Source organism: Streptomyces sp. NPDC002853 (assembly GCF_053591915.1).
This window is the reverse complement of sequence record NZ_JBSFUS010000002.1, coordinates 182,800-195,452: the sequence shown is the minus strand read 5'-3', so window position 1 is coordinate 195,452 and position 12,653 is coordinate 182,800. Positions and strand designations below refer to the sequence as shown.

General features: G+C 68.1%; 12 protein-coding genes and 3 pseudogenes. 8 read left to right on the top strand and 7 right to left on the bottom strand.

The genetic code is table 11. From position 1 onward, the window contains the following. Positions 1–72 precede the first annotated feature (72 nt). Positions 73–729, top strand: a complete 657-nt coding sequence (locus ACWD02_RS05330; RefSeq protein ID WP_451204697.1) for a hypothetical protein — start codon at positions 73–75, stop codon at positions 727–729. 9 nt (positions 730–738) lie between these two features. Then, positions 739–879, top strand: a pseudogene (locus ACWD02_RS05325) (IS701 family transposase); the annotation flags it as partial. A 182-nt stretch (positions 880–1,061) separates the two neighbouring features. Here ACWD02_RS05325 and ACWD02_RS05320 read toward each other — a convergent pair. Both ACWD02_RS05320 and ACWD02_RS05315 read right to left on the bottom strand, forming a co-directional pair. After that, positions 1,062–1,397, bottom strand: a pseudogene (locus tag ACWD02_RS05320) (HNH endonuclease family protein); the annotation flags it as partial. A 36-nt stretch (positions 1,398–1,433) separates the two neighbouring features. After that, complete coding sequence (locus ACWD02_RS05315) at positions 1,434–1,754, bottom strand: hypothetical protein (RefSeq protein WP_451204695.1); 321 nt, start codon at positions 1,752–1,754, stop codon at positions 1,434–1,436. Between the two features lie 166 nt (positions 1,755–1,920). Between ACWD02_RS05315 and ACWD02_RS05310 the strand changes: the two genes are divergently transcribed. Next, the gene (locus ACWD02_RS05310; RefSeq protein ID WP_451204693.1) at positions 1,921–2,592 is read left to right on the top strand and encodes a hypothetical protein; all 672 of its coding nucleotides are present in this window, start codon (positions 1,921–1,923) and stop codon (positions 2,590–2,592) included. A gap of 170 nt (positions 2,593–2,762) precedes the next feature. Here the strand turns inward: ACWD02_RS05310 and ACWD02_RS05305 are convergent, their stop codons facing one another. Continuing rightward, positions 2,763–2,921, bottom strand: coding sequence for a hypothetical protein (locus tag ACWD02_RS05305; RefSeq protein ID WP_451205893.1), 159 nt, complete (start codon positions 2,919–2,921; stop codon positions 2,763–2,765). On the opposite strand from ACWD02_RS05305, the pseudogene ACWD02_RS05300 reads away from it, so the two are divergent. Then, a pseudogene (locus tag ACWD02_RS05300) lies at positions 2,918–3,045 on the top strand (DUF4236 domain-containing protein); the annotation flags it as partial. The gene ACWD02_RS05305 and the pseudogene ACWD02_RS05300 overlap by 4 nt on opposite strands. A 218-nt stretch (positions 3,046–3,263) precedes the next feature. Here the strand turns inward: ACWD02_RS05300 and ACWD02_RS05295 are convergent. Further along, positions 3,264–6,509, bottom strand: a complete 3,246-nt coding sequence (locus ACWD02_RS05295) for an nSTAND1 domain-containing NTPase (RefSeq protein WP_451204691.1) — start codon at positions 6,507–6,509, stop codon at positions 3,264–3,266. Between the two features lie 290 nt (positions 6,510–6,799). Between ACWD02_RS05295 and ACWD02_RS05290 the strand changes: the two genes are divergently transcribed. After that, the gene (locus ACWD02_RS05290) at positions 6,800–7,189 is read left to right on the top strand and encodes a hypothetical protein (RefSeq protein WP_451204689.1); all 390 of its coding nucleotides are present in this window, start codon (positions 6,800–6,802) and stop codon (positions 7,187–7,189) included. 223 nt (positions 7,190–7,412) lie between these two features. Here ACWD02_RS05290 and ACWD02_RS05285 read toward each other — a convergent pair whose 3' ends face one another. Together ACWD02_RS05285 and ACWD02_RS05280 are read right to left on the bottom strand one after the other, a co-directional pair. Continuing rightward, positions 7,413–7,679, bottom strand: coding sequence for a hypothetical protein (locus ACWD02_RS05285; RefSeq protein ID WP_451204687.1), 267 nt, complete (start codon positions 7,677–7,679; stop codon positions 7,413–7,415). A gap of 405 nt (positions 7,680–8,084) precedes the next feature. Continuing rightward, positions 8,085–8,417: a hypothetical protein gene (locus tag ACWD02_RS05280; protein WP_451204685.1), complete on the bottom strand. Its 333-nt coding sequence runs from the start codon at positions 8,415–8,417 to the stop codon at positions 8,085–8,087. Between the two features lie 177 nt (positions 8,418–8,594). Here ACWD02_RS05280 and ACWD02_RS05275 point away from each other — a divergent pair, with 177 nt between their 5' ends. Continuing rightward, entirely contained in the window at positions 8,595–8,921 is a 327-nt protein-coding gene (locus ACWD02_RS05275; RefSeq protein ID WP_451204683.1) for an ArsR/SmtB family transcription factor, read from the top strand. Here ACWD02_RS05275 and ACWD02_RS05270 read toward each other — a convergent pair. Beyond that, the gene (locus ACWD02_RS05270; protein ID WP_451204681.1) at positions 8,869–10,053 is read right to left on the bottom strand and encodes a carboxylate-amine ligase; all 1,185 of its coding nucleotides are present in this window, start codon (positions 10,051–10,053) and stop codon (positions 8,869–8,871) included. The genes ACWD02_RS05275 and ACWD02_RS05270 overlap by 53 nt on opposite strands. 82 nt (positions 10,054–10,135) lie before the next feature. Between ACWD02_RS05270 and ACWD02_RS05265 the strand changes: the two genes are divergently transcribed. Then, positions 10,136–11,524 carry an NAD(P)/FAD-dependent oxidoreductase gene (locus ACWD02_RS05265; RefSeq protein WP_451204679.1) on the top strand — a complete coding sequence of 463 codons (1,389 nt, stop codon included), beginning with the start codon at positions 10,136–10,138 and terminating at the stop codon, positions 11,522–11,524. Positions 11,525–12,168: 644 nt separating this feature from the next. Continuing rightward, positions 12,169–12,477 (top strand): hypothetical protein, encoded by a 309-nt coding sequence (locus ACWD02_RS05260; protein ID WP_451204677.1) that lies wholly within the window; start codon positions 12,169–12,171, stop codon positions 12,475–12,477. The last annotated feature ends 176 nt before the right edge of the window (positions 12,478–12,653 follow it).

Below are 12,653 nucleotides of genomic sequence, written 5' to 3'. Positions count from 1 at the left end.
AGCCGATCGCGCGCCAGTCTCCGTTCAACTGAGCGGGCGCGAGGGGGGAGATCGACGAACAGGAGACCGTAGTTGTCCCGCCGCATGTTCAGCCGTACGTCCATCCGCACCTCCCGCCGTACCCGCGCCCTGCGCGCCGCCGCGCCCATCGCTATCCTGGCCCTCGCCCTGACCGCCTGCGGGGGCTCCGACTCCGACGCCAAGCCGGCGGACAAGCCGGAGCAGGGCTCGACCGACAGCACGCCGAAGGGTGACAATCCCGAGGGTGGCGAGACGGAGTCCGGGCCGATGAAGGCCGGCGAGTCCATCACCGTCCCCTTCAAGGAGGACGAACCCAAGATCACCTACGAGATTGCCGCGCTGAAGGTCGACCTGAGTACCGAGGCCGAGGCAAAGAAGATTGCCAATGACCCCAAGAACGCCAAGGGTCGCATCGCCGCCATCGCCCATGTGAAGTTCACCAACAAGTCCGGTGGTGTGGTGGAGAGTTCGCCCGACGTCGGCACGGCGACCGAGATCTACGCGGACGGCGCCCCCGCGAGGCTGGTACTGATGGCCGCCGAGGACGCACCCGGCTGCGACCGCACCATCGACATCGAGAACTGGAAGGCCGGGCAGAGCTACACCATCTGCCGGACCTACATGGTCCCGGCAAACGCCAAGGAGATCGAGGTCCGCTGGTCCGATCAGGGCGGCACGACGTACAGATGGGCCTTCGCCGCCAAGTAGGCCGGGCGCCGCTCCTGGCACGGCCAGCACCACCACGTCACCCTCGTGACCGCCACCCACGCCTTCCTCACCGAACAACGCCTGGCCCCAAAAGCCTCCACGCCGGCCTCGCCCTCTACCCCGTCCTCGACACTCTCCAGGACGCACTGAGGTGCTGGACCGGCATCTGCACCACCAGCCACCAACCCCGTCCCAGCAGGACACACACGGCGCCAAGATCGAGACAGACCTAACGGAGTCCCACTAGGAACTGCGCCGTCGTGAGCGCGGCCCGGGACGGCAGCCCATCAGATCCTGGCCCGCAGCCCCGGCACCACACGTGCCCCGACCGGCTACCGCGCGAGCTTCACGGTGATCGGGGAGTTGGGGCAGCGGGCGGCATTCTCGGCGAGGGCGGATTCTTCACTGCGGTCGATGGTCAGCTTCCAGCGGGTCTTGATAGCCACCCACTGGTTCACGTAGTCGCAGCGGTTGCCTTCGGACGACGGCATCCAGGTGGAGGGATCCTGGTCGGCCTTGCTGCGGTTGGACTTTGCCGTGACGGCGATCAGCGCCCGCTCGTCGCCGAGGTCGTTGGCATAAGCCTGGCGCTCAGCCGCGCTCCAGTGTTTGGCCCCGGAGTCCCAGGATTCCGCGAGCGGGACCCGGTGGTCGATGTCGAGGCCGGAGGGGCCGTCGACGTACTGGTCGTCATACTCGGAGAACTAGCGGCCTCCGCTCAGCTTGCACTTGGGCCCTTGCTCGGGGGCGGTGAGCGCTTCGGCCTTGAGGACCTCAGCGCGCGTGGCGCAGCCGTCCTTGTCGGCATTCACCCAGTGCTTGAGCGAGGTCCGCTGGTAGCCGGTGCGGTCCTCCTCCCTCACGGGCAGTGCTTTGAGCGCGGCCATGAGCGGCTTCGTAACGGTTTCACCGGCGCGTGGATCCGCATCGGGGCTGCCAGCGGGCGTGGCGTGCGCGGTGGCGGCAGGGATGGCCAGGGCGACGGCGGCGGTGAGCAGGACGGCGGTTCGGGTGATGGCGGGCACGGGTCTCCTCGAAGAGCACGAACTGGTCGTGGACTTCGTAGCGAGTCAGCGATTGCCGCCGGGCCGTAGAAGGTGTTCGTGTCACCCGCACGAGCGGTAAGTCTGATCGCTATGGGGTTTCTCCGGCAACGACCCCGCCGTAGGCGGTCCGTTACTGGCGGCTACTGTGCTGGTCATGCACAATTCACGGGGATCCCTAACAGCTGCCGTCGCCATTTCCTGCCTCATGCTCACGAGTTGCAGCAGCGCCGACGACGGGAAGAACGGCGATGCGGCTGAGCCCTCGGTCATCGGCTCGCCGGTGGGCAAGCCGATCGAGTCACCGAAGGCGATGCCGCAGAGGCTGGGCGACACCGTTCCGGAGCCGGATCCGGATGCTCCGTTCATCGAGCACGTCAAGTACGAACTGCGCACGCGCACGGTGAAGATGGCCGGTGCTCCGGGCAAGACCAGCGCCCGATGCGACAAGGATTCCGTCCGGCCGGTGACAGGTGCCCGCGTCACCTGCACTGTCATCTATGAGGGCATCGAGGTGACCTGGCCGGTGAAGTTCACGGGTAAGCCGGGGTTCGGCGGCATGGGGGATGGATACGATGCCCAGCCCAGCACCGGTCTGCTCACCCGGGAGGGCGCCCTGACCTACTTCTGGGGCAATCATCGCGAGGCAGGCACGGACCTGCGTTGCGACACACTGCCTCGGGTCACGAAGGTCCCGCTCGGCAAGAAGTCCAAGTTCCAGTGCTCCTATTTCGCCGCCGAAGCCTCCACGGACGGCAGTGACATGTGGATCACTCAGAGCTTCTACAGCACCACAGCCGGCGTCCGAGCCCGGGGATGACGATCACAGGCGTCGTCTTCTGAGGGCCTGCAGCCACGCCGGGAGCAAAGCGCCAGGGGCGTATCGGTCGGGGGGCGTCGAGGGGGGCCGGGGCCTGCATCGCAAAGGCTTGAGTAGAAGGCCATGACGCTGATGAATGTCAGTGGCGCAGGAGACCCTTGCCGATGTGTTCAGCCCCGTCCGCGCGTGGTGAGGCCGGAGGGGCTCTCGGGAGGCGCGAGCTGAGGTGCTCGGGCCCAGCCGTGGGCGTGCATGGTCTCGGTCTCCCAGTCCTCGAACAGCTGGGGGAGCGCCTTCGGGTCACGGTCGGCGTCGCGGTACCAGCTCATGGTCCCTCACCACAGGCGGCAATCACGGCCCCCGCCGCACCCACAGCAGCACCGGCCGGCGCACCACGTCGATGGACCTGCCGGGCCCCTTTGGGGCTGGCGCCGCACAACCAAGCGCCGATAGGAAACCAGCAGGAAAGCAATCTTCCGCCGGCTCCGAGCCCGCCTTGAGAATTCGATCCACTACACGCTGCGCCCCGGTCAAGTCGACCGTGTCGCCAGAGGAACTGCGCCTCGTCGAAGACGACCGAGCCGCTGGAGAACTGCGTGGCCTGGAGCAGTCCGTACCGCCAGGGACGAATCGACGGCCATGTCGCTGAAGGGGTCCGCTTGCGCACTTCTTCAGCACGTCTTCCTGTATGGGACTTCTGGAACGTACGTCTGCCAGGCGGCGGCGGAAACACCCCCGCCGGAACGCTCGCACACGGCCCTGGCGACGAGGCTGGGCTCGACGGGGTAGGTGTGGGGCCGAGTGTGGGCGCCGCGCGCCGTGAGTGATTTTCCGTCGTCGCTGAAGGTGAGGGACGTCGCGGTGTCTCCTGTAGTGAGCAGGCCGCTGCCCAGGGGCTGGGTCGATGCGGTGTCCCAGAGTTGCACGATGGCGCCGGCCGCGACGGCCAGAATGCGGCCGTCGGGCGAATAGGCCAGCGCGGAGATGGGCTGGGCCCCGCCGTCTGCCGCGTCATCTGCGGGGGTGGCTGCGAACATGCTGAGGCGTCGTTCGACCGCCCGGTCCCAGAGGGTGACCCAGCCCGTCTCATCCCCGGTCGCCACCCGGTCGACGGTATCTGGGCCGACCGCGACGGAGGTCAGCCGGCGATCAACGAAGCTGTCCGAGCGATCGCGCTGCGGCGCGGTCTTCTTGTGGGCGAAGCTCCGCCAGCCGGGGTCCAGGGCATCTCCGAGATGGAGGGTGCGGGCCACCGAGGCCGAGCCGGTCTGTCGCTCGATGTAGCGGATCCTCCTGCGGTCCGGGTACAGACGCACCTCGGTGACGCTCCGGCCCTTGAGGGGGTACTGGTAGACCGGTTCGGCGAGGTCGCTGAAGCGTCGTACGCGGATGCCCCGGTCGTCCGCGGTGGTCAGGAACTTCCCGTCGGGGGTGACGTGGTACGGCCCGGTCTTCGGGACGAGGGGCAGCTCTTTACGCGTAGCCAGGTTCCAGGTCCGTATCCGGTCATCGAGAACGATCATCAGGGTGTTTCTGTTCGGGTGGAGAGGGAGAGCGGGGACAGACAGCCCGCCGGAGGTATCGGCGTCTGCGCGGTCCCGCGGGCCACAGGCCAGACGGACGACGGGCGCCCACCGTCCGGTGGTGCGCAGCCGGCGGATCTCTCGGCCGTTCACAAGGTGCAACTCGCGGGAGTCAGTGCAGACGGCGCGGCGTCGGTCGTCCGGACGGTCGGCGGAGCGCCAAGCTTCTTCCGTCTCGCTCCTCGATAACTTGCGCTGCCGTCGCAGGTCCCACAGCCCGGTCTGCCGGTTGCCGGACCAAAGGCTGAGCATGTCGGTGTTCGGTCCGAACGTCACCCCCAAGTCGGTGAGGGAGGCCGGGAGACGGGTCGACTCGCCGGATGTCAGGTCCAACAACTCCCACCCGGCGTGCGAGGTCAGCAGTAGACGCCGGTTGTCGGAGGAGACGGCGAACAGTTCCTGCTGCCTCTTGATTGGTCTCGTGCCGTTCTGTTGTTGGGTTTCCAGGTCCCACACGCGTACGCGCCCCGAACCGCCGGAGACCATCGTGCGGCCGTCGGAGCTGAGCTGGCGGTGGTCGCCGCTACGTGCGCCGGGTTCAGCGAAGGCGTCTTGTTCGCGCTGGGTCATGGCGCCCATGAGCGCGGCTCGCGCCTCCAGCGTCGGGCTGATCCGCCAAGCGGCAACGCTCAGTCGCATGGCCGTCAAGGGATCGGAGTAGCGCATGCTCTCGGCGGCCGACGCGACCCGGCGGGACGTGGCCTCGGCGAGCCGCTGCTCGCCGTCCTGGTTGCGCTGCCACGCCACCGCCCCCGCGATCAGGGCGAGCACGGCTGCCACGGACAGGGCCGCACGCAGCCGACGCAATCGTCTGGCCGTACGTCCTGCCAGGTGCTGCTCCTGACAGCGCTGGGCGACACTGGTGCTGAGGAACGCCTCTTCCACCGGCGTCAGTTCAGGTGCGGCGAGCTGTTCCTCGGCCGTGGTAAGACGGCTGCCTCGGTACAACGCGCCCGGGTCCTTGCCGAGATCGGCCCAGGCCTCTGCCGCCTCAGTCAGCCTTCGGTGGACGCGCAGCCGCTCGCGGTCACCCTCGATCCAGTCGCGCAGCCGGGGCCAGCCGGTGATCAGCGCCTCGTGGGCGAGGTTGACGGTGTCCTCGTCGAGAATGATCAGGCGGGCGCGGGCAAGCCGGTCGAGGACCAGTAGGGCCTCGCCCGGTTCGTCGGCCGGGTCAAGTTCGGCCCGGGCTGCGGGGCGTCGGGTGTCCGGTGTGCCCTCGCCCGGGGTGATCAGCCTCAGCAGGATCCTTCGGGCGCAGTCGGCCTGCCGGACGGAGAACTGGGTGTAGAGGTCCTCGGCGGTGCGGGCGAGGGCGCCCTGGATGCCACCCGCTGCCCGGTAGGCAGCCAGGGTCAGAGCACGGCCTGCGCGCCGGCGCCAGGTCTCCAGGAGGGCGTGGGACATCAACGGCAGGCCGCCTGGTGTGTCGCTGACGTCCTCGATGATCCTCGCGGTCAGTTCGCGCTCGACGATGAACCCCATAACGGTCGCCGGTTTGACAACGGTTTGGCGGAGTTCGGCCGCGCTCATCGGCCCGACGAGCACGGTGGCGTCCCGCAACTCCGCAGCCAGTTCGTGGTGTTCAGCGCAGCGGCCGAGGAAGTCTGCCCGCACCGCGATGATCACCCGCAGGCGGCGGCCGGGGTCCGCCGCCTGCACCAGAAGGTCGAGGAAGGCCGCGCGCTCACCAAGGTCGGCGCAGAGTGTGAAGAGCTCCTCCAGCTGATCGACCACGACGATCGTGTCTCCGGGGTCCCGGGCTGCCGTCATCAATCCGGAATGGGTGGACAGCGGGTGAGGTCCAGGGGTCAGGATCCTGATCGCCGCCGGCCGGTGGCCCGGGGCGCCTTCCTGCTGCAGGGCGGGGATCAGACCCGCACGCAAGAGGGAGGACTTGCCGCTGCCCGAGGCCCCGACGACCGCGACCACCCGGTGGGCACGCACCCGCTGGACGAGCTGAGCCACCAGTTGCTCGCGGCCGAAGAACAGTTCCCGGTCGCTGGCTTCGAAACGTGCCAGCCCTCGGTATGGCGCCCGCGCTCCTTCACCGTGCCGTGGCTCCACGGCCTTCTCCTCGGCCGCCGCATGCCAGCGCTGCTCCCACTCGGCGCCATCCGCGCCACACGCCCGTACATAAGCCAACGCCACCGGCAGGGACGGCAACCGCTCACCGGAGGCGGCCCGCGACAGCGTGGCGACCGAGTAGCCCGTGCGCCGCGCCATGACCCGGTATGTCGGCGCCCCGGCCTCCTGGCGCAGCTTGCGCAGCTCGAATGCGAAACGCTGTGCCGATCCGGCCGCCGGGTCCAGCTCGCCCTCACGACGCCCCATCTCGACCTCCCCCAGAAGTCCATACGCGCATGAAAGCGGGCGGCTACTCTCCCACCCCCATAGGGCCGGTCGCCAAGCTCTGAGCAGCGTGTTCCAGCCGTTTGCGGCCGGTGATCACGGGCTCGGCGTTTTGTTTCACGCGGTGCCACGGGGCTGCGCAACAACGAACCGACGCAGAAACCTGGTGCCTGCCTCCCTGGATGCACCAAGGAGCAATCCGTCAGACACGGGGGACGCCGTTCGTGTCCGCGGCAGAAATCCCGCGTCGATGAGAAGGGAAGAAAAGAACCATGCGCACTCACAGGAAGATCGCTACGGCCCTGGCCGTCGGCACGCTGGCCGCAGGCCTGCTCACCGGCGGCGCCGGCACGGCCTCCGCGGACGTCACTCCGATGACCTGCTACGGCGGTGCGAAGAGCTTCAGCACGACGAACAAGGTGTGGCCGGCCTACCCCGGCTGGGCTACCACCACCACCAGCTGCGCCGACGTCAACGTAAAGGCAGCGATCGGCGCGAACGTGCAGGCATGCTTCTACCAGGGCGCGGGCGTGCCGCATAAGTGCTACCCGCAGCGCTGGCTCTCGCAGGGCGTGTGGGACACGGCTGTGACCGACGTGGCGAACGGCAAGAAGTTCTACCTGAAGTTCGATCGCAACACGAGCGGCAAGATCGCGTACTGAAACAGGGGAGGGTGAGGGCTGTTGCGCGGCTGGCATACGGCCGCGCAACAGCCGGCTGTGCGACGCGGAGGCCACAACGCACAGCGGTACGACGAGCAGGGACTGCCTCGCGCGCAAACAACCGATGCGCCCGCAGAGGCATCGGAGGCCCGGAAGCTGGCCTTGCAACAGAAGTGCGGTGGCGCAGGTACCTCATGGACACCGTTTCAATTCGAGCAGTAACTCATCCAGCGGGTTCGATGCGAAGGGCGGCGGAGGCGTCGAGCACCTCGGCGACCTTCAGCTTCATCGCGTCGTTGATGGTGGCGGCGGGACCCTCACCGCAGCTGAAACTGACGCCACCGCCACCCTGCGAGGACACGCTGCCGCCTCCGGAGCAGCCAGAGACGCTGTAGCCCGTTCCCGTCAGGGCCGCGGTCATCTCGACTTTGCCGCCAGTGATCGCCACCACTTTGATAGGTCCGAGTCCGTACTTGGCTGGCACAGTCACGGTGTCTCCCACAGAAACCTTGATCTCACATGTGCCGTCGGCACAGGGGCCGGTGGGTGAAGGTGTCGGCCGGGGCGGCTTCGCGGAGCTTGCCCTGGCGGTTGACTCGCTGGGCCGTGCCTCGTCGGAAGACCCGTCCGCGGAGGGCGAGGAACACGACGTGAGAGCAGAGAACATGAGCGCGACGGCTACGGCAAGCGACGGAGGACGGCTCTTGTGCATGACGGGCATGGAAGCCTCTCGAGCGGGGGACGCCTATGATTTTGGCTCTGGTTGCCGCTCGCGCCTCGGGCGCTCGACGAACAAAATCCTTCAGAACAAGACCGGTCTCACGCCGGTCCGCGAGCGGCGCGGTAAGCGGTAGGTGCGGTTCTGAAAAGCGCCAGTACGAGTGACTCGTCGGCCTCAAGTCCTGTCTGTTATGCCCGTCGCCTCGCCGTCGAGGCCACCAAGGTCGTCGAGATCGAGGTCGTCCTGGTCGGCCGGATAGAGGTCTGGGTTGAACCATGCACGGGCAGATCCGGGCACAGCGAGCAGCAACAGGCCGGGCAGCACGCCGAAGAACAGAATTGCCACGACCCGGGCCCCACGGTTGCCCTGCCACAGTCCGAGGGCCGTGGCGCCCGGCAACAGGCCGACGAGGCCGAGCAAAGAGGCGGCCGGCTCGCCACTGGCGATCGCGAGCCCGATTCCGAGCGCGACGAAAGAGACGGCCAAGAGGCCGACATAGACGATCATGGCGAGGACCGGGGCCGGAGGAACACGTTTCCCACCGGGAGCACCGGTTGCGTCTGAGGACGGCATGGTGAGCAATATGGGCATTCCCCTCACCCCGGTCCAGGGCCTTGGGGTCTTCTTCACCCGATCTGCACCGCGGGCACTCCCGCCGACCTGGGCACGCTACGTTTCCCGCAGATGGTCCGGAGTTCTATGGAAACCGCTGATCTGACAGGCGACGGCCTGGCGAAAGTCTTGGCGACCCTCGCCAGGCCACATCGGATGCGTGTACTCGCTGCTCTGACGACGGGCCCCACCTATGTCAGCCAACTGGCCCGAGACCTGGGCATCAGCAGGGCACTGCTCCAAGTGCACCGCAAACGGTTGCAGACGGTTGGGCTGATCTCGCACCACATCGCCACTGGCCTTGCCCTGTTCTCCGAGCGGCCAGCAGGGCGCGTGGCCCAGGGGATCAGACTCGGGGCGTTGTGGCGGTGTGGATCAGGTGGTCGACCACGTCGTTGAGGTCCCGGCCGTGCTGGTGAGCGGCCCGTTGGCGATCGGCACCGTTGCCTTGTGCACGCAGTAGTGCTTCCGCGGATTGGAGAGTCGGAAGGTCGCCTGTGGCCGTCAAGGCCGGGCGTGCCGCGTCGAGAAGCTGGTCGAGCTGTGCCGAGGCGGGGGCGAGCCGGCCGGTGTGCGGGTTGACGGCCTGTCCGGACAGGCCGTCGCGCGCCGCTCGCCAGCATGCGGCGCGCAGCATTTCCGGCTGCGGGCGCGGAGCGGGACGCGCATGGTGTACGGCCTCCAGGGCGCGGGTGGCCAGGCCTTTCAGGACTGCGGCGAGCAGCAGTGTGTCCTCCACGGTCGGGCAGGCGTCGGCGACGCGGATCTCCAGGGTGGGCACATGATGGGACGGGCGGATGTCCCAGTAGAGGCCGCCGCGGTCCATGACCGTGCCCGATGCGATGAGGCGATCGACCAGGTCGTCGAAGTGGGTGCGGGAGGCGAAGTACGGAGGTGGTCCCGCCACCGGCCAGCGCCACCAGGTCATGGTCCGCCAACTCGCGTATCCGGTGTCCTGCCCGGCCCAGTAGGGCGAGTTGGCGGTGAGCGCGATGAGGGCGGGGAGCCATGGCCGCAGGTGGTTGCTCACCTGCACGGCGGTGGTCAGGTCGGGTACGCCGAGGTGGACGTGGCAGGCGCAGGCGCTTTGTTCGTCGTCCAGGGCGCGGAAGATGGCGGCGCTCTTCGCGTAGCGGGGGCCTGGGGTCAAGGGCACGGGGGTGTCCTGGCCGAGGACGGGTGTGCCGCTGGAGATGATGCGCAGCCCGCATCGGGCGGCGGCCCGCGCCACCGCGTGGCGTGCGGCGCGCAGTTGGTCGCCCAGGTCCGCCAGGCGGGTGTGGGGATTGGTGCGGATCTCGACCTGGTATTGGGTGATCTCCGTGGTGACGGATGCGCCCAGTTCGGTCGCCGCCTCGGCGACGACCTTGTCGGCCTCGGGGCTCACCTGCCGGGATACGGGATCCACCAGTAGGTACTCCTCCTCGACACCGATCGTCAGGGAGGCGGACCCGTCCGCGCCCTCGCGACACTCCCCAACGCCGGTTGTCGGACCCTGCGTTGACGGATGTGACCACTTTTGACTCTTCATGGCGAACAGTCTGTCACTTATGGTGAACAGGTAGACACGTGTGGTTAACCGCAGCCGCACGACCAGGTCGAGGGAGCACTCTGTGCGGGAAACGACAGACGTCCTGGTCATCGGCGGCGGGCCGGCAGGCTCGACAGCCGCCGCGCTCCTGGCCCGCCAAGGGCTGCAGGTCACGCTCCTGGAGAGGGAGCACTTCCCCCGCTACCACGTGGGCGAGTCGCTCCTTCCGTCCCTGCTGCCGCTCCTCGACGTGATGGGGGCCAGACAGCTGGTCGAAGGCCATGGTTTCGTCCGCAAGACGGGCGCCTTCTACGGCTGGGGCGGCGAGGAGTGGTCACTCGGTTTCGACGAGCCGGGCAGGCCCTCTCCCTACAGTTTCCAGGTCGTCCGCTCGGAGTTCGACCACCTACTCCTCCAGCACGCCCGACGTCAGGGCGTCGACGTGCGCGAAGGAGTCACCGTAGGCCGCGTGGAGTGGGCTGGCGAGCGGGCCGCCACCGCCACCTGGTCGACCAGCCAAGGGCAACACGGCGCCACGGCCTTTGAGCACGTCATCGACGCGAGCGGCAGGGCCGGCGTGCTCAGCGCCCGCCAGTTGCGCCACCGCAGGTTTCACGACGTTTTCCGCAACGTCGCGGCATGGGGCTACTGGCGCGACGCCCCGCCCCTGCCCGGGGCTCCCGCCGGGGCGATCGGCGTCTTCTCGCTGCCCGACGACGGCTGGTTCTGGGCCATTCCCCTGCACGACGGCACTCTCAGCCTCGGCCTTGTCACCGACAAGCGTTCCTTCAACCAAGCACGCCGAGCCACGGGTTCCGTCGAAGCCCTCTACCACCAGGCCCTCAGCCGCTGCCCCACACTGGTGCGCTTGCTCGAAAACGCCCGGCTCAGCTCAAAGTTGAAGGTCGAGAGCGACTACTCCTACGTCTCCGAACAGTTCAGCGGACCCGGATACTTCCTCGCCGGAGACGCCGCCTGCTTCCTCGACCCGCTGCTGTCCACCGGAGTCCACCTGGCCATGTACAGCGGCCTGCTCGCCTCGGCCTCCCTCACCAGCATCATGCAGAAGGACGTCGACGAGCCGGCGGCCCGCCGCTTCTACGACACCACCTACCGCCACGCCTACGAACGGCTGCTCCTACTGGTCAGCGCGTTCTACCGGATCCACGACGGGCGCAACGCCTACTTCCACAAGGCACAGACCCTCAGTCATCGCGACCAGAACGACCTGCGCCTGCACGAGTCCTTCCTCAACATCATCACCGGAGTCGATGATCTCCACGACGCCCAGCAGGACACCGTGGCCTTCGTCCAGCGCCGACTCACCGAGCCTGTCAACGGGCACCGCGCCCATGGGCTCGGCGGCCACGGAACCAGCCACATGCTGCACCTGCCCAGCGACCCCGCCCACGCGACAGCGGGCCTCTACCTCGGCCTCGACCCCCACCCTCGGCTGCTCCACGCGACCTGACGCCCCCGCCACGAGACGAGATGCGCGCCCGCTGCGCGCCGCGGACCACGCCGAGACCGCTTTCGCCTACCTCCACCGCAAGTCCCGGGCGCCACAGGGCCGCACCCGGCAAAGCGCCGCCGCGAGGCCAACCGGGTCATGCGCCAGGCCCGCTCGCGTACTGGCCGTTGCCGACCAGCCGATCACGGACGACGAACCGGTCACCTTCATCGGGGACGGCCCGCGCCGCGGATGTATCGCACCGGCTCGTCTACGCCGTGGGGCGTGCACCATCCCATCGAGGCCAGGCGGCACCATTTGGGGCGCGCCGCAGCCAGCGGTGGACGCGCCGGCGTCAAGGAACTGACCGGGTGGACGCATGCAGTGCGACGGCACTCCTGGGCCCATCACCCGGCGAGAGGAACCATGCGCTGCGAGATCGTCCGAGCCCGCTATCTATTCTGAACGTGTGCATCGAGTGTGGGGCGGGGATGTGGATGAGCACTTCAGTCAGACGGTGGTCAGCTCTGGTTGCCGCTTTGGCGTGGGCCTGCGTTGCTTGCGCTGATGCAGGTGGAAGGGCGGCTCGCATTGATCAGTCGGAGCTTGCGGGCGAGTGGAGCAGCCCGGGTGGCGCCCTTCTTCGCTTGCAGGCGGACCGGGGTATGACGGGGGAAAGCCTGAACAGTGCAATGTTGGGAGGCACCTCGTGCCCGGACGCTGCAACCGGAAACTGGAGCTTCTTCAGCGCGCCCGACGAGGCGGGTTCCTCCTTCGAGGACAAAGCGCTCACCAGCGGCGACTCCGTCTCCCTGACCATCGAGTCTCCGAAGGACTCCTGTCTTTTGTCGGCTCAGGTCATGCGGGACGAGCAAGGACTCAATCTCTGCCTGGTGGAAGATCCTGATTTCGGCTGCACCGCCGAAGAACTTCTCCGCCGTGAGCCAGTGCGGGTAAAACGCGCTGCGAAGTGACGCCGCGCCTGCCGTGAGGGAGGGAAGAGGGGTCGCCTTCAGGTGCCAAGCGCGGTGCGCGGGGGCCGGGGGACGAGGGACGGAGAGACGAGGCTACGACGCACGCGGCGCGGCCTGCAGGGCACGGCAGGACCGGCGTGAGGCCGACGAACAAGGCTGACGCTCGGCTGTGACCA